Consider the following 16,365-nt stretch of genomic DNA (forward strand, 5'->3'; position numbering starts at 1 on the left):
TTTCAAACACCACTTGCGGCATCTTCAAGCTAGGCTTGAGCTAACCAAGCGGGCCTTAAGGGCAGATTCGATGTCCACCATCTTTGATCTCCACGCCACTGTTCTGGACGACTATCGCGATTTTGTCCGCTCCTTTTTTCTCATTGGCGACCAACGGGCGCAAGCCTTTGTGAATCAAGCTCTAGAGGAAGGGATCCACCTCTGGCCAGAACCCCTCCTCCAGCTCAGCCCTAGTTATGTATCTGGTCCAACCGTTGACGAGTTGGCCGAGGCGGGGCGCATTGCCCAAGAAACAGCCCGCATTTTCCGCTTTGAGGATGGCAGACCCTTCCGCCTCTACCGCCACCAGGAGGAAGCTGTTGCCAAGGCCCTAGCAGGCAAGAGTTTTGTCGTTACCAGCGGCACCGGCTCTGGCAAAAGCCTTTGCTACTTCTTGCCCATCATTGACAACTGGATTCGCCAGGGGGGATCCGTGGGCCAGGTGACGGCCCTAGTGGTCTATCCCATGAACGCGCTGGTGAACTCCCAGTACCAGGCTTTACAGGATCTCCGCCAGCGGTATGAGCGCCGCTACAGTCGCCCCTTTCCGCTGCGCTTTGCCAAATACACCGGCGAAACCGAGGAAAGCGAGCGGGAAAACCTGCGGCGGGATCCACCCCAGCTCCTGCTGACCAACTACGTGATGGCCGAGCTACTGTTGGTGCGCCCCGAAGATCAGCGCTTCCTCAGCCCCAACGGCCTGCGCTTTCTGGTCTTTGACGAGCTGCACACCTACCGGGGTCGGCAGGGGGCCGACGTGGCCATGCTGGTTCGCCGCCTCAAGGGACGCTGCGCCGCCAAGAACCTGGTGCACATTGGCACCAGCGCCACCATGATCTCCCGCCCCGAGGCCAGTGCCCTGGAGCGCCGCCAGACCGTGGCCGACTTCGCCAGCCGCTTCTTTGGCCATCCCTTCACACCGGAGCAGATTATCGAGGAGACCCTGGCCCCTTTGAGCGAAGGTGGCCCGCCTTCACCTGAAGAGCTCAAACCCGCCCTCGATCCCCCCTGGCCCACCGACCTAGCTAGCCTGCGCCGCCACCCCTTGATGCGCTGGTTGGAGTACGAGCTGGGCCTAGAGTTAAGTCCCGACGGCATCAAGCGCCGCGTGCCCAGGAAGCTCTCCGAGGTGGCCGCCCAACTGGCAGAGCTGACCAGCACTACCCCTGAGAGCTGCACCGAGTCCCTACGCCAGTTTCTGGCCCACGCCAGCAGCCTGCGGGAGGGCTCTAGCCGCGGCCCGGCCTTGAAGTTGCACCAGTTTATCTCCCAGGGCCGCACCCTCTATGCCACCCTGGAAAGTCGGGACAAGCGGCAGTTTTCCCTGGAAGGACAAGTGCAAGCAGGGGAAGGAAAGCTGTTTTTCCCCGTCAAGTTCTGCCGCCACTGTGGCCAGGACTACTACCACGTCCTCAGGTCAAAGACTCACTTCCTGCCCTATCCTCTGGGGGAAGAGGTTGAGGAAGGCGAAGACCAGCAGGCCGGCTACCTCAGCTTGGATCCCATTGACAACGAGTGGTCGCTGGAGCAGATCCCCGAAGACTGGTACACCCCTGAGGGCAGACTCAGGCCCAACTGGGGAAAGCGCGTCCCCCAAGCCGTCTGGGTGCGCCCGGATGGCTCCTTTTCCGAGTACCCCCAGGCGGAGGCGCAGAAGATGTGGTGGCAGCCCCACCCCTTTTCCCTGTGCCTGGCCTGCGGCGAGTACTACAGGGGCCGCGAGCGGGAGTTTGTCAAGCTGGCTTCCCTCTCCAGCGAAGGCCGCTCCAGCGCCACCACCATCCTTGCCACCTCCCTGCTGCGCCATGCCGCTCAGACGGGTGCAGCCCGCGGCAAGCTGCTCACCTTTACCGACAACCGCCAGGATGCCTCCTTGCAGGCCGGCCACTTCAACGACTTTGTCCACGTGGCCCTTTTGCGGGCCGCGCTCTATGCTGCCCTGCAGGAGAAAAAAGAGCTGGACTTCTCAGAGGTAGCCCCGGCAGTGGTGCAGGCCTCAGGCTTGAGCCTTGCCGACATTACCCAAAACCCCGATTTGGATCCCCAGTCGCCGGCTGCCCAAGAGGTCTGGCAGGCTTTTACGGAGCTAACCGAATACCGGCTCTACGAGGATCTGCGGCGCGGCTGGCGGGTTACCCACCCCAACCTGGAACAGGTGGGCTTGTTGAAAATCGAATACCGCAGCCTCAGGGAGCTTTGCCAAGGCTCGGCCCTGGCCCCTCTCCACCCCTGGTTTGTCCAGGCCGAGGTTGAGGAGCGGGAACGCCTGCTGCGGGCTGTTTTGGATCAGTTTCGGCGCAAATTGGCCATCGATGTGCGCCTGCTCAAAGCCGAGTCCCAGAGAACGCTGCGCCGACGGGCCGAGCAACACCTCAACGAGTTTTGGGGCCTAGAAGAGTACGACGAGCTGCGGACGGCCACCTGCTTTGTCCGCCAAAGCTGCGACGGAAAGGACATAACAACTTTCAGCCTGGGCCCCCGCAGCGCCCTCGGACGCTTTCTTGCCAAGCGCCTTGGGCTAACCCGGGAAACCTACGATGAGCTTTTGGGATCCCTGCTTTCTCTCCTAGTTAGCTACGACCTGCTGCGGCGCCACTCGGAGAATGGCCAGGAAGCCTACCAGCTCAACGCTGGCTGTCTGCGCTGGTGCCTGGGCGATGGCTCGCCGCCACCAGATCCTCTGTATTCCCGCCGGGCCGAGCAGAGCGGCTACTCCTCTGCCCGCCGCCCCGTTAATCTCTTTTTCCAGCGCCTCTACCAGGCCGGGGCAGCAGGGCTGGGATCCCTGGAGGCCAGAGAGCACACGGCTCAGGTGGTTCGCCTAGGGGAGCGGGAGCGGCGAGAAAAGCGCTTTCGCGGGGAGGATCAAGCTCGACGCCTTCCCTATTTGGTGTGCTCGCCAACCCTGGAGTTGGGGGTCGATATTGCCGATTTGGATCTGGTACATCTGCGCAACGTCCCTCCAACGCCGGCCAACTACGCTCAGCGCAGTGGACGCGCAGGCCGCCAGGGGCAACCGGGGCTAATCGTAACGTATTGCAGTGCTTTCAACAGCCACGACCAGTACTACTTCCGCCGCCGCCCCGAGATGGTGGCCGGTCGCGTGCGCCCTCCCCGCCTGGATCTAGCCAACGAATCGCTGCTGCGCGCTCACATCCACGCCGTTTGGTTGGCTCAGGTGCGCCTGCCCCTAGGCAATTCCATTGAAACCGTCATCGACGCGGATCGGGAAGAGCTGCCCCTCAGGGAGACAGTGGCCCAGCAAATCCAACTTGAGGAGTCTGCCCGCCAACAAGTGAAGGAGCAGGTGCAGAAGCTGCTGGCCGCCGATCGCCAACTCCTAGATAAAAGCGGCTGGTTTAGCGAGCGCTGGCTTCAGCAGGTCATTGAAGAGGCACCCCAGGCTTTTGACCGAGCTTTCGATCGCTGGCGAGAGCTCTATCGGGCTGCCACGCAGCAGTTGGAAGCCGCTAACCGCCAGCTCCAGACGACTCGCCAAAAGAAAGACCAACAGGAAGCCGAGCGCCGCCAGCAAGAAGCCCTGCGCCAGCGCAACTTGCTGCTGCAGATTGGAACCCAGCGGGAGGAAAGCGACTTCTATCCCTACCGCTATTTGGCTAGCGAAGGCTTCTTGCCCGGCTACAACTTCCCTGCCTTGCCGGTGCGGGCCTGGGTGCCCCGCGGCAGCGAGGGCGAGTTCATCGCCCGGCCTCGCTTTTTGGCTATCCGCGAGTTTGCTCCCCACAACTTCCTCTACCATGAGGGCTGCCAGTGGGAAGCAGTGGCGTTTCAGGCTCCGCCCGGCGGCCTGGAGGAGCGCAAAAGTAGCCACAAGCTCTGTTTTAGCTGTGGGGCCTTTGCCGATCCCCACCTGGATTGCTGCCCCGTCTGCGGCACCCAGTTCGATGGGCAAAACAGCCTCTTTACCCAGCTTCTGGAAATGCCCAATGTGCGCATGCGGCGGCGGGATCGCATTACTGCCGACGAAGAAGAGCGGCGGCGACAGGGATACGAGCTGCAGACTTTCTTTCAGTTTGCTCCCGAAAGTTCAGGCTACCGCGTCCAGGAAGCCGACGTGCTAAGGGGCGAAACTCCCCTGCTGCAGTTGCGCTATGCCCCAGCCGCCACGCTGCTGCGCATCAACTCCGGCTGGCGGGGCAGTGGGGGGCGAGGTTTCCTGGTCAACTTTGACAATGGCGAAGTCCCTTCTCGAGCTCAGCTTGGGGGCAATAGGGCTAGCTCGTCTAGCCAGATGTCCTTGCAGCCCATCCGCCTGGCAGTGCGCGCTACCCAAAACCTCTTGCTGGTGCGCCTGGTTCAGCCAGGGGTGGAGAATCCGCAGGCCCTGGAGACCACCCTGCGCTATGCCCTCAAGCGAGGGATCGAAGAGACCTTTGAGCTAGAAGAGACAGAGCTGGCCGCCGAGTGCATCGGCCAGGGATCCCATCAGGCCATGCTCTTCTACGAAACAGCAGAAGGGGGCGCTGGCGTCCTGCGGCGCCTGGTGGAAGAGCCCCAGGCTCTAGCGGAAGTGGCCCAAGTGGCGCTGGAGATCTGTCACTTCCAGCTTTCAGAGGCCGGGATCCAAGACCTGCGGCCCGAATGCCGAGCAGCCTGCTACGAATGCCTGCTCAGCTATGCCAACCAACGGGAAGCGCTGCAGCTTGACCGCTATCAGATCCGGGATCTTTTGGGCCTGCTGGCCAACAGCCGCACCGAGCTGCGCTCCCTGGGTCGCTCCCGCCAAGAGCACCTGGAGTGGCTGCGCCAGCTCCTGGACCCTCGCTCTGAACTGGAGCGCCGCTTTCTCGAAACGCTGGCAGCAGGAGGGTATCGGCTGCCTGAGGATGCCCAGAAAGCCATTGCCGATCCCGACTGCGTCGTTGACTTCTTCTACAGCCCCAACATCTGCATCTTCTGCGATGGCCCAGTCCACGACCAGCCTGCCCAAGCGGAACGGGATCGCCAACTGCGCTCGCAGCTGCAGGGACGGGGCTACCGCGTGCTTGTTCTGCGCTACAACCAAGATTTGCAAGAGCAGCTGGCTCGCTACCCAGAAGTATTTGGCAAGGGCAGCTAGTCCTGCTGGTGGGAAAACAGATAAGCTCCCACAAAAGCCAGGATTACCGCCAAGCCGCCCAAAACTCCCACCGTGTACCAGGGAAACTCCGCAAGCGGCTGGTAGGCGGCTGCCCGCATGCCAATGCTGGCGTAGGAAAGGGGCAGGCAATAGACCAGCACCTGCAGGTAGGTCGGCAACTGGGCGGGATCGAAAAAGGTGGCCCCTAGGAAAGACATGGGCGTAATCAAAAAGTTGGTTAGCACGCCCACACTCTCCAGGCTGGGCACCTTCAAGCCAGCAATTACCCCAATGCCGGCAAAGACGGCGCAATCCAAAAGTAGAACCAACAGCGACAAGGGGTGAAGCAGGCCCCAGGCCCCCGTACCCAGCACCCCCACCGCCAACACCCCCAAGGCCGTCAGCAGGCCGCGGGCAATGCCCGCCAGCACCTTGCCCAGATGCAAAGACAAGGGGTGCACCGGCAACAGCAGCAGCTCTTCAAAGCTCTTGGTAAATAGCCGCGATCCACAAATGGAGAAGGTGGTGCCGGCAAAGCTGATGGTCATGGCTGAAAGAGCCACCATCCCCGGCAAAATAAAGCGCAAATAAGAACCTGCCGCCGTGGATCCGGCCACCTCGGCCAAAGCTTCGGCCCGCAGGGATCCCCCTAGGCCCACCCCAAAGGCGACAATGTAGATGAGGGGGGCCACCAGACCTGAGGCCACCACCTGCCAAACTCGCCCCCGCAGATCCAGCCAGTCGCGCCAGAAGATGGTTAAACTGTCTTCCCAAATTTGCTGATAGGGTAGGGTCAGGGCACGGTTCACCATACGTTTTCCTCGCCGTTCACGGGTTTTGGGCTTGCCGTCTTGTGTCCGATTTTCTGCCACCACTCCGGTTGGGCACCGTTGGCTAATAGCCGTAGTAGTTGGAACGCCACCAAGCCACCGGCAGCGCCAACGCCTTGCTTAGGGTGGATACGTAGGCGCGAGTGCGAAAAACCTGGTAGTGGTTGCGCTCGATGGCGTTGAGGATCTGCCGGTAGAGCATCAGAGAAGCGGCCACCGGCCAGCGGGAGTCGGGTTGCAGGGTGGGGATCCCCCGTTCCGCTTGGGCATAGAGCTCTCTAGCCCGCCGGATCTCATAGTCCATCAAAGCCATCCAGCGCTCGTCAATAACATAGTTAAACAGGTCCCGCTCGGAGTAGTTGAAGCGGCGCAGATCTTCCAGGGGGATGTAGATCCGCCCGCGGCGGGCGTCCTCTCCCACATCCCGCAAAATGTTGGTGAGCTGCATGGCGATCCCCAGCGCCACCGCCTCCTCGCGGCCATCCCGGCCCGGCACAAACCCCATGATCTCCGAGCACATCAGCCCCACCACCCCAGCCACGCGGTAGCAGTAGACGCGCAGATCCTCCCAGGTGGCGTAGCGCTGGGTATCCAAGTCCATGCTCTGCCCCCGCAGCATCTCGCGAAACGGCTCGATGGAAAGGCGGTAGGCGCGGATGGTGTGGATCAAAGCGAGGTCCGTGGGGACTTGCGGCTCGCCTCCCTGGAAGAGCGACTCCAGATGGGATCCCCACTGCTCCAGCTTGCTGCGGGTGACCTCCACCTCTGCCTGGCTGGCTTCCAGTCCATCCAGCAACTCATCGGTTTGCCGCAGCCAAGCGTAGATGGCCCAGATGGCCCGCCGTTTGGACTGGGGCAAGAGCAGGGATCCCAGGTAGAAAGTCTTAGCGTGCTTGGCCGTAATCTGGCGACAGAGGGCAAAAGATTGCTCAAGCGGACTCATCTGGCTATCTCCAGGAGCACAGGGCCAGGATAGAGAAGGAAGAGGAACGGCGAGGGCACATATCAACACTACGGGAAAGCGGACGCCGCGGATAGCCTAGAAGAGGTTGTGGGGAAAAGAAAGATTCAAAAGGCATAGGAGGCGGACGGCGGAGAGCTAGACCCCCGCAGCTGCCAGAGTTGAGGCCGAGACAGAAGCGCGTTGAAATGGGATCCCCTTGTTGATGGCCTCCGCCGCCCACTTGCCGGAGAGGATGGCCCCCTCCATGCTGCCCAGGAAGGGCTGTAGGGTGTAGCTGCCCGCCAAGAAGAAGTTGGGAATAGGGGTAACTTGAGTGGGGCGATACTGCTGTCTGCCAGGGGTAGCCTTGTAGACCGAGCGCGGCGTTTTCACCACCACCCACTTGCGCACGCGGGCGGGGTTGGGGCCGGTAAGGTGCTGGGGAAAGAGTTTTTTCAGTTCCTCCAGCGTGGCGGCAAAGATCTCCTCATCGCCGCGATCAATCCACTCGGCAGCCGGAGCCAGCACCAGCTCCAACATGGACCGCTCCGGATCGGCATAGGCCCGGCAGGTGTTGCTCATGTCGGCATACACGCTCAATAGCGGCGAGCGGGAAAACAAGGAGTGATCGATGTGAGTAATCTTGCGGTCAAACCAGATCTGCAGGCTAATTACTGGCACCCCCTCCAGTTCACGCAGCTTTTGGAAAAAGGGGATCCCCCACCACTGCGCCGGCAGCAGCTCCTTGAGCGCGTCCACCGAAAGGGCCGAGACATAGGCATCGGCAGTCACCTCCACCGGCCCAGAGGGGGTGGCTAAGCAAAACCCGGCCACGCTGTTATCGAGGTTGAGACGAATGTCCTGCAACGCCGCCTTCAAATGCACTTCCCCCCCACGGGCGACAATGTAGTCCACCATCGGCTGGCAGAGCCGCTCTGGGGGAGCGCCGTCTAGGTAGGCAATCCTAGAGCCATCTTTTTGCTGCAAAAAGCGGTTCAAGGCCGTCAGGGGCACCATGGCCGAGATCTCCTCCGGGTTGATGAAGGCCAGGGCCTTGGAGACGGCTATGAAAATATCGGTGTTGACCCGCTCGTCAATACCCTGCCGCCGCAGCCATTCCAAGAGGCTATAGCGATCCATCTGCTCCACATAGCGCTGGCCGCGAATCATGGCCGGCACCAGCCCCAGGGCAAACTTCACCTTTTCCCCCCAGGTGAGCATGTCGTTGTTGCGCAAGATGCCGACAATGGCGTTGAAAGGAGCGGGAATATCCGGCAGGTCAAAGCGGGAATAGGTGCCCGGCTTGTCCGGCTGGTTGAAAATCAAGCTGTGTTCCTTCCACTGCAGGCGATCGGAGATGCCCAGCTCCCGGAACAGCTGCAACGTGTTGGGGTAGGCGCCAAAAAAGTTGTGCAGCCCCGTCTCGATCCAGTCGCCGTCGGCATCTTTCCAGGCAGCCACCAGGCCACCCAAAACATCCCGCCGCTCAAAGAGGAGCGGTTGATGCCCGGCATCGCAGAGATACTTGGCACAGGCCAGCCCGGCCAGCCCGCCACCAGCAATGGCAACACGCATGAGGGTAACGACAAAGCAACACTTTCATTCTATTTGCAAACCGTTACAATTGCCGGGGCCAAGGGGCAGACGGAAGGCCGACCCAGCAAAAGCAGCGGAACAAGGGGATCCCGAAGCCCATCTGTCTCACTGCCGGGATCCCAATCGCTGGTAGGATACATACGGAAGAAAAAATAAAGATTTTCTGCAGTCCGGGGGAAAACAACGATGGCCAAACAAACACTGGGATCCCTGCTGTCATCTGGCTTTGATTTAAACGGCAAGCGCGTGCTGGTGCGCGCCGACTTCAACGTCCCGTTGGATCCCCAGGGCAACATCACCGACGACACCCGCATTCGCGCCTCCCTGCCCACCATCCAGGCCCTCACCCAGGCAGGCGCCAAAGTGATCCTCACCAGCCACCTGGGCCGCCCCGTCAAGAAGGACAAAGAGACAGGCGCGGTTAAGGTCGCCCGCGAGGGCAATAGCCTGGCCCCCGTAGCCACCCGTCTTTCTCAATTGCTGGGCCAGCCGGTTGCCTTTGCCCCCGACTGCATCGGCCCTGAGGCCGAGGCGGTAGTGAACCGCCTGGAAAACGGTCAGGTGGCCCTGCTGGAAAACGTCCGCTTCTACCCAGAAGAGGAGGACAACGACCCGGAATTTGCCCGCAAGTTGGCCTCACTGGCCGACCTGTTCGTCAACGACGCCTTTGGCAGTGCCCACCGCGCCCACGCCTCTACTGCCGGCGTCACCGCCTACCTCCAGCCTGCTGCGGCTGGCTACCTGGTGGAAAGGGAGCTGCAGTTTCTTTCGGGCGCCATCGAGAATCCGCGGCGCCCCTTGGCGGCCATCATCGGCGGCTCCAAAGTCTCCACTAAGATCGGCGTCATTGAGCGGCTCCTGGAAAAAGTGGACAAGCTCCTGCTGGGCGGCGGCATGATCTTTACCTTTTACCAAGCCCAAGGGATCCAAACCGGCAAGTCTTTGGTGGAAACCGACAAGCTGGATCTGGCCCGCTCCCTGATGGAAAAAGCCAAAGAGCGGGGGGTGGAGCTGCTGCTGCCGGTGGATGTGGTGGTAGCCGATAGGTTTGACAAAGATGCCCAGGCCCAGACCGTTTCCATCCACGCCATCCCCGAGGATTGGATGGGCTTGGACATCGGCCCGGAATCGATCAAAGCCTTCCAGGCTGCCCTGCAGGGGTGCCAAACCGTGGTCTGGAACGGGCCGATGGGCGTCTTTGAGTTTGACCGCTTTGCCGTGGGCACAGAAGCCATCGCCCGCACCCTGGCCGATCTCACTCAAGCGGGAGCCACCACCATCATCGGCGGCGGCGACTCGGTGGCAGCTGTCGAGAAAGTTGGCCTCGCTGACAAGATGACCCACATCTCCACCGGCGGCGGGGCCAGCTTGGAGCTATTGGAAGGGAAGGTGCTGCCCGGCATTGCCGCTCTCACAGAAGCGTAGGTTCCTCCTTCGGGTCGCAGCCCCTCCAATCCAAAAACCAAGCCAAAAAGTAGGGGCTGGATTCAGCCCCTCCTAACTTTAGTCGGTGTAGATCGCTGCAGCGATGGCGAGACAGGATCCGGCTTAGTGCATCACCACTTTAACGTTGGCGTTGTTCAAGCCAGGACGCTTCACCTCGGCCAAGGTCTTGTTGACGGCGTACTTCTGGTTGATGGAGTTGATCAACTCGGTCTGGTTGTGCTTCTTGGCCACGCCCCACAGATCGGCGATCAGGTCGTAGGAACCGTCGGGATTCTTCGACCAGCCCAGGTCGTAGTCGCCTTCCAACTGAGCCACGATGTCAGCGCGAACACGCTGGCCGTTGTAGCCACGCACGTCGGCGTTCAGCTTAACGGTGTAGCCGAGATCGCGCAGAGAGTTGATCAGGATTTGGCTATCGGTGATCTTGGTACGCAAGGTGCTAAAATGAGACATGGTGTTTCTCTCCTGTGTGTAGGGGTTGGAACATCAACACAAACAATGGGCACTGTTCTTTGGGGAAGGTTTGGGCCCTGCCGTCCCTGCTTTTGTCAAGGTAGCTTTGGATCCTCACCTCCTCCTAGAACTCCAGCCGCTGGTACTCGGCTACAGAGGCCGCTGCAGGCCGAGCCCGCTGCTGGGCCCATTCCCTCAACGCTACCACTTGCTCCGTCATGGTGCGAGATAGCGGTTGAGTTGCTTTCGTTGCTGCCAGAATGTCCAGCTGGGTAAACTCACGGTTCTGGGCAAACGCTTCGTACATGGCAGCAATCAAAACTTGTTCGATCTCTGCGCCGGAGAAGCCTTCACAGGCGGCAGCTAGCTGGCGCAGGTTAAAGCGGCTGATATCGCGCCGCCGCTTCTGCAGGTGGATCCGAAAGATCTCGATGCGCTCGTTGATGTTGGGCAAGTCCACGAAGAAGATTTCGTCAAAACGGCCCTTGCGCAAGAATTCGCCCGGCAGACGGTCCACACGGTTGGCGGTGGCCATGACAAAGACCGGCGAGCGCTTCTCCTGCATCCAGGTTAGGAAAGAGCCAAAGATGCGGCTGGAGGTGCCCCCGTCAGAATCGCTGGAGCCTGCTGATCCAGCAAAGGCTTTGTCCAGCTCGTCGATGAAAAGGATGGCAGGGGCGAGAGATTCAGCAGTTCGCAGGGCACTGCGCAGATTCGCTTCCGATTTGCCCACCATGGAGCCATCATAAACGCGGCCCATGTCCAGACGCAGCAGGGGCAGGCCCCAGAGACGGGCAGTGGTCTTGGCGATCAGCGACTTACCGCAGCCAGGCACGCCCAGGATCAGCATACCCTTGGGTTGAGGCAGTCCATAGGCGCGGGCCCGCTCAGTGAAGGCCTCAGAACGTTGCAGCAGCCAGCGCTTCAGCTCTTCCAGACCGCCCACGGCGTCGATGGTCTCATCCTCTTCGATAAACTCGAGAATGCCGTTGCGCCGGATCAGTTGCTTCTTCTCAGAGAGGATGATGTCTACTTCTGCCTCGGTGAGGCGACCATGCATCACCACAGCCTTGCGGTAGACTTTTTCTGCCTCGTCCTGCGTTAGGCCCAGGGCCGCCTTGAGCAACTTTTCGCGGGTATCAGGAGCCAAAGGCAGGGAGCGCGGGATCTGCTCCAGCTGGCGGTTGAGGGCGCGCTCCAATGTGGCCATGTCCGGCAGGGGGAAGTCCACTACGCAAATGTCTTTCTCCAGCTCGACCGGGATCACCTGCACCGGCGACATGAGCAGGATGGTTTTGTGGGATCCCTTCAGGCTGGCAATAGCATCCCGCAGCCAGCGCTTCACCTCGGTGTTGTCCAAGAAGTCATGTAGGTCTTTGAAGACGCAGATGGCGGGATCCTTTTGCTCCATTACCCACTGGATGGCGGGCTGGGGGGATTGGGTGTTGTGCTGGGTGAGGCTGCGGGGGTTGCCGTATTCGACGATGCCGTGGGTAACTGTCCAAATGAATAGGCGACGCTGAGGCTTAAGGGTGCGGGCAATTGCTGCCAGAGCCGCTTCTGCCCGTTCCTCCTCTGGAGTCAGCAGGTACAGCAGTGGGTATTGAGCTTGAATGAGGATGCTTAGCTCTTGCATGGGAAACACCAACTGCAGAGGGGAAATTTCAGGAGCCGCCAGAACGGTTGAAAAATGGGGTTCGAGTTGCCTAGGTATTGGATTGCACTTGGGAGTACGCCCTTGTTGGATGGATTTTGAGAGGATTTTAGAAGCCTTCTGTGTTGCTGTCTGCTCCTATCAGCTCAAGTTCCTGAAGGGGGCCCGCTTGGGAGCGTTCTAGCAGGGTACCAGAGCATCCTGCCGTTGCTCTTCCGAGCCAGCAGCCGATCCCCAGTATTCTGGCTCCACCTCTTCAAGGATGGCTTCGGCAGCCGATGTCTGGTGCAGGGAAACCACCTCTCCATCGCGGATAACAAATGGGTGACTACACTTGGGACATTGATGGACACGATAGGCGCTACCTTGTACCCCTTCAATGACCTCTGGGTGAAGCAGATAGAAGGTAATGGCCTTCTCTGCCACTGCCGACATCGGCTCCCGCTCCACGGCAGCCCGAATCTTCAGATTCCGGTGCAGCTCAGGTGAGAGATACAGGGTCACCTTCTGCTTGGACTCTGTGCCTTCCACTACCTCTGGCCGATGATTCATGGCTAACCGCTTTCTTTGAATTGCTTGCCAAACTTGGGGCCTATCATAGCCAGTCTGCCGGCTTGACGGCAAGTTTTTAACAATCTGTAACAAACAATTTTCTTGATGGCCCTCTGTGGATACCTGCGGCTGGGGGAGTAGGCTAGGTGGAAGACAAGGAGCGGAATGTCCAATCCCTATGGAACGCTTGATCAACACCCTCAGCAAAAATTTCTCTAGCTGGGGCCGCCGTGCCCTGGTGCAGGCCAGCGATGGTTTGGCCAGCTTGAGAGACACTGCCGTGGATAACGGCAATCTGTTACTCTGCAAGGCTCGCATCGCGTTCGCGGATGCCAGCTTCACCACCCTAAAGGCAATTCGGTCTCGCTTTGGCGCCAGTCGCTGACGGTTGGGCAGAAGCACCCTGCTAGCCGCCCAGATCTTGCAGCCGATAGAGGCTGGCATAGAGCCCGCTGAGGGCCATGAGCTCGGCATGGGATCCCTGCTCTTTGAGTTCCCCCCGCTGCAGAACCAAGATGCGATCCACATCGCGGATGGTGGAAAGGCGGTGGGCGATGATCAGGGCGGTGCGATCCCGCAGCAGGGTGTCTAGAGCGGATTGCAGGAGGGCTTCGGTGCCCACATCCAGGCTGGCGGTGGCTTCGTCCAAAACCAAGATTTTGGGATCCCGCCACATGGCCCGCACAAAGCTGATAAGCTGTTTCTGGCCGCTGGAGAGGTTGCTGCCCCGCTCTCGCACAGGGGTGGCGTAGCCTTGGGGCAAATTGCGGAGGAAGTCATGCAGGTTGAGTTGGCGGGCGACCTGCTCCACTGCCGCTAGATCTGCCTTCTCTCCTAGGGTGATGTTTTGCTGGATATCCCCGGAAAACAAAAATCCATCCTGCAGGATTACCCCTAGGTGGCGGTGCAGCTCAGCCTGGGGGAGATCCCGAATATCAACGCCGTCAATGCGAATAGATCCCTGGGTTACGTCGTAGAGACGGCAGAGCAAGCGAATGATGGAGCTTTTCCCGGATCCCGTGGGCCCCACCAGGGCCACTTTTTCTCCGGGGCGGATGGTGAAGGTGAGGTCTTTGAGCACCCACTCCCCGGGGTTGTAGGCAAACCAGACGTGCTCAAACTGCACCTCTCCTCTGGCATTGGGGGGCAAGTGGCGGGGCTGAGCGGGATCCCGGATGGCAACCGGCAGGCTGAGGATGGCGTCGATGCGCTCGACGGCGGTGAACCCCGCCTGCAGGGCGGTGAACTTTTCCGCCAACTGCCGCAGCGGGTTGAAAAACCGTTGCGAAAAGAGAATAAAGGCGTAGAGGCTACCGAAGGTGAGGGGTTCCCCGGGCAGGGGCAGGGATCCCGTCCATCCCCCTCCAAGTGAGCCCCTACCGGCTGACATCACCTGCTGCCCGCCCACCCAGAGCAAAGCCGCCACGGCCAGCCAAGACACCCACTCCAAAACGGCAGAAAGGGCAGAATCATAGAGGATGGTTTGATCCACTTCCCGGATGTAGCGGCGGTTCATGGTTTGAAAAATCTCGCTATTGAGCCGCTCCCGCCGAAACAGTTGCACCACGGTAATGCCCAAGATGTTCTCCTGGATCCAGGAGTTCAGCTTGGAGAGTTCTTCGCGCACGCGAAAGTTGGCATCGCGAAAGCGGCGCTGCAACTCGAGGACAACAGCGCTGATGGGCAGGACGATGAGGATTAGCAGCAAGCCCAGATCCCAGCGTTGGCTGAGCATGACCACCGCGATCACCCCCAGAGTAAACAGGTCGCTGACAATGCCGACGGCACCGGTGGAAAAGACATCCCCCAAGGCTTCCACGTCGCTGGTGATGCGGGTGATCAGCTTACCCACCGGGGTGCGGTCGAAAAACTGAGCCGGCAAGGCCAGAATGTGGGCGAAGAGATCGTCGCGGATGTCGCGGGTCATCAACTGCCCCAGCTTTTGGCTGACATACCCTTCCAGGGCTTGGAAGAGCCAGCGAACCAGTACCGTTAGGATCAACAGCCCCACATAGGGCCAAAGGTCGGAGAGGATCCCGGCCTCACCTCGTTCCAGCGCTCGGGCAATGGGGCCATCCAGAGCCCGCTGTAGGATCAGAGGCTGCACTGCATCCGCCAAGGCCAAAGGGGGCAGAAAGGCCAAGGCGGCCAACAGTAGCTTCAGGTGCCGACGGGCATAGGGCCAGAGCAGCCGCAGCAGCCGCCAATCGCTTTCTCGCCGAGGGCGGGGATCCCTACTTAAATCGGTATCGGGGGGAGAGGCGGCAAGGCTCACAGGCTTACACCCGAGAACAACAAAGACAACTCATAGAGAGCAGTAAACTACCCGACTCCGACTGCTAAAGCGGTACGGAGCGGGCTTTCGGTAGCCCTGCAGTTGGCAAGCCAACCACGAACCTCTAGGCTGGTTTACGACAGCCCCCAAAAGCGCAATCACATTCGCACCATTCAAATCCGCATCCCCTTCCCATCCACAGTGTCCACACTTAAACTTCTTTCCACTGCGGTAGGATTGCGCAGGGTCGGGATGAATGTGCAAACACCGGTGGCAGGTCTGCGACGTGTAGGCAGGCGGCACCAGAATCAAAGCAACCCCTGCACGCAGAGCCTTGTACTCCAAAAATTGACGGAGTTGATAAAACGCCCAACTGTTGGCCCTGCGCCGTTCAGTTTTACTGCGGGGTTGTTGGTTGATGCGCTCCCGGATCCCTGTCAGGTCTTCCAGGGCGATAGCGCTGTTTGTCGCCTTTGCCCTAGAGACAATAGCTTTGGAGATGCGATGATTGACCCACGCCTGAAAGCGTCTTTCCTTGCCAGACAGCCGTTGCAACAGTTGACGGCATCTGCGCCGCGAACTGCGGGTGCCCTTACTGGCTTTGCGTTGGAGTGCCGCCCTCAGCTTGGAGTAGTGGTCGCGGACTCTGTTCAACTGCTGTCCATTCCAGTTATCTCCTTCCGATGTATGAGCAATATCCGTCCTTCCCAAGTCCACCCCCAGCACTCTGCCCGTGCGTTGCGGCGGGGATGGCTCCGCTTCCACACAGATCTGAATAGAGTAGGAGCCGTCTTTGCGCTTGACCAGAGTGGCAGATTTGGGATTGGAGCCTGCCAACTGTTCTCTCTGGTAACGGCCAATCGCCAGCTCAAAGCGCTCTCGACCCTCCACCGTGGTCAGCGACACCGTCCAGTCTTTCTCGCGAAACGAAAAGATACGGGCATCGTAGGTCGCAAAGCCTCTCTTGAACGCTTTGACCGGACGGTTTTTCTGTTGGGCAACTTTACGGGCACCGGCCAGCCGTCTGCAGACCTGCTGAGCCAAGTTACTGGACAAGCCGAACCGGGCACGGATTTCGCGGTAGCACAGAGACTGGAGCTTAACGGCGTTGGCGACTTTCTCCGGCGTGTTCTGGTTGACCCAATTCAAGGCTTGGCCAAAAGCCTCCAAAGTCGCGTCCAATTTGGCGGCTTGCGACTGGGACACCTTGAGCTTGCAGGAGACGGTCAGGACTTGGGTCATGGTTCTATTGTGACTTCCGCATTCCTCCCGGCACTGACCCTACGGGTACAGTGCGGGGCTCCTGCGATTTCTAGCTGATCTACTCTAAGCGCTCTCCCTGAGGGAGAGGGAGTTTGGGATCCGCAAGGGTTTCCTCGCCATTGGGAATGGCTATAGCTGCACCCCTAATGGCTCTGGGACGGACGGAAAACTGGCCGCTTCAGGAGCTTCTGGCCGCTCGGTTCGGGCAGGCTGTAGGCAGCTTGATGAGGAGAA

General features: G+C 60.1%; 11 protein-coding genes. 3 read left to right on the forward strand and 8 right to left on the reverse strand.

The annotated features are described in order from the left end of the window. Positions 1 to 70: 70 nt before the first annotated feature. Positions 71 to 5,119, forward strand: coding sequence for a DEAD/DEAH box helicase (locus ACVWZU_RS00215; RefSeq protein ID WP_457442734.1), 5,049 nt, complete (start codon positions 71 to 73; stop codon positions 5,117 to 5,119). On the opposite strand, the gene ACVWZU_RS00220 is transcribed toward ACVWZU_RS00215, so the two are convergent. The 3 genes from ACVWZU_RS00220 to pds all read right to left on the reverse strand — a co-directional run bounded on the left by ACVWZU_RS00220 (position 5,116) and on the right by pds (position 8,467). After that, on the reverse strand, positions 5,116 to 5,931 hold the full coding sequence (locus ACVWZU_RS00220; protein WP_457442873.1) for an ABC transporter permease: 816 nt from the start codon (positions 5,929 to 5,931) through the stop codon (positions 5,116 to 5,118). The two genes, ACVWZU_RS00215 and ACVWZU_RS00220, sit on opposite strands and share 4 nt — an antisense overlap. A gap of 82 nt (positions 5,932 to 6,013) precedes the next feature. Further along, a complete protein-coding gene (locus ACVWZU_RS00225) occupies positions 6,014 to 6,892 on the reverse strand; it encodes a phytoene synthase (RefSeq protein WP_457442736.1) in 879 nt (292 codons plus the stop codon). A gap of 156 nt (positions 6,893 to 7,048) precedes the next feature. Continuing rightward, positions 7,049 to 8,467: a 15-cis-phytoene desaturase gene (pds, locus tag ACVWZU_RS00230; RefSeq protein WP_011433297.1), complete on the reverse strand. Its 1,419-nt coding sequence runs from the start codon at positions 8,465 to 8,467 to the stop codon at positions 7,049 to 7,051. Positions 8,468 to 8,674: 207 nt separating this feature from the next. Here pds and ACVWZU_RS00235 point away from each other — a divergent pair, with 207 nt between their 5' ends. After that, the gene (locus ACVWZU_RS00235; protein ID WP_457442738.1) at positions 8,675 to 9,913 is read left to right on the forward strand and encodes a phosphoglycerate kinase; all 1,239 of its coding nucleotides are present in this window, start codon (positions 8,675 to 8,677) and stop codon (positions 9,911 to 9,913) included. A 123-nt stretch (positions 9,914 to 10,036) separates the two neighbouring features. On the opposite strand, the gene ACVWZU_RS00240 is transcribed toward ACVWZU_RS00235, so the two are convergent. The 3 genes from ACVWZU_RS00240 to ACVWZU_RS00250 all read right to left on the reverse strand — a co-directional run bounded on the left by ACVWZU_RS00240 (position 10,037) and on the right by ACVWZU_RS00250 (position 12,593). Beyond that, complete coding sequence (locus tag ACVWZU_RS00240; RefSeq protein ID WP_414355711.1) at positions 10,037 to 10,387, reverse strand: DUF1257 domain-containing protein; 351 nt, start codon at positions 10,385 to 10,387, stop codon at positions 10,037 to 10,039. 124 nt (positions 10,388 to 10,511) lie between these two features. Then, on the reverse strand, positions 10,512 to 12,023 hold the full coding sequence (gene ycf46, locus ACVWZU_RS00245) for a stress-responsive protein Ycf46 (protein WP_457387285.1): 1,512 nt from the start codon (positions 12,021 to 12,023) through the stop codon (positions 10,512 to 10,514). A gap of 198 nt (positions 12,024 to 12,221) precedes the next feature. Then, complete coding sequence (locus tag ACVWZU_RS00250; protein ID WP_041436554.1) at positions 12,222 to 12,593, reverse strand: hypothetical protein; 372 nt, start codon at positions 12,591 to 12,593, stop codon at positions 12,222 to 12,224. A 178-nt stretch (positions 12,594 to 12,771) separates the two neighbouring features. On the opposite strand from ACVWZU_RS00250, the gene ACVWZU_RS00255 reads away from it, so the two are divergent. Beyond that, entirely contained in the window at positions 12,772 to 12,978 is a 207-nt protein-coding gene (locus ACVWZU_RS00255; protein ID WP_041436551.1) for a hypothetical protein, read from the forward strand. Positions 12,979 to 12,999: 21 nt separating this feature from the next. Here the strand turns inward: ACVWZU_RS00255 and ACVWZU_RS00260 are convergent, their stop codons facing one another. Further along, positions 13,000 to 14,868, reverse strand: coding sequence for an ABC transporter ATP-binding protein (locus ACVWZU_RS00260; protein WP_457442740.1), 1,869 nt, complete (start codon positions 14,866 to 14,868; stop codon positions 13,000 to 13,002). Positions 14,869 to 14,898: 30 nt separating this feature from the next. Next, positions 14,899 to 16,110 carry an RNA-guided endonuclease InsQ/TnpB family protein gene (locus ACVWZU_RS00265; RefSeq protein ID WP_457442742.1) on the reverse strand — a complete coding sequence of 404 codons (1,212 nt, stop codon included), beginning with the start codon at positions 16,108 to 16,110 and terminating at the stop codon, positions 14,899 to 14,901. Positions 16,111 to 16,365: the final 255 nt, after the last annotated feature.

The sequence above is a fragment of the Thermostichus sp. MS-CIW-26 genome (genome assembly GCF_054059115.1).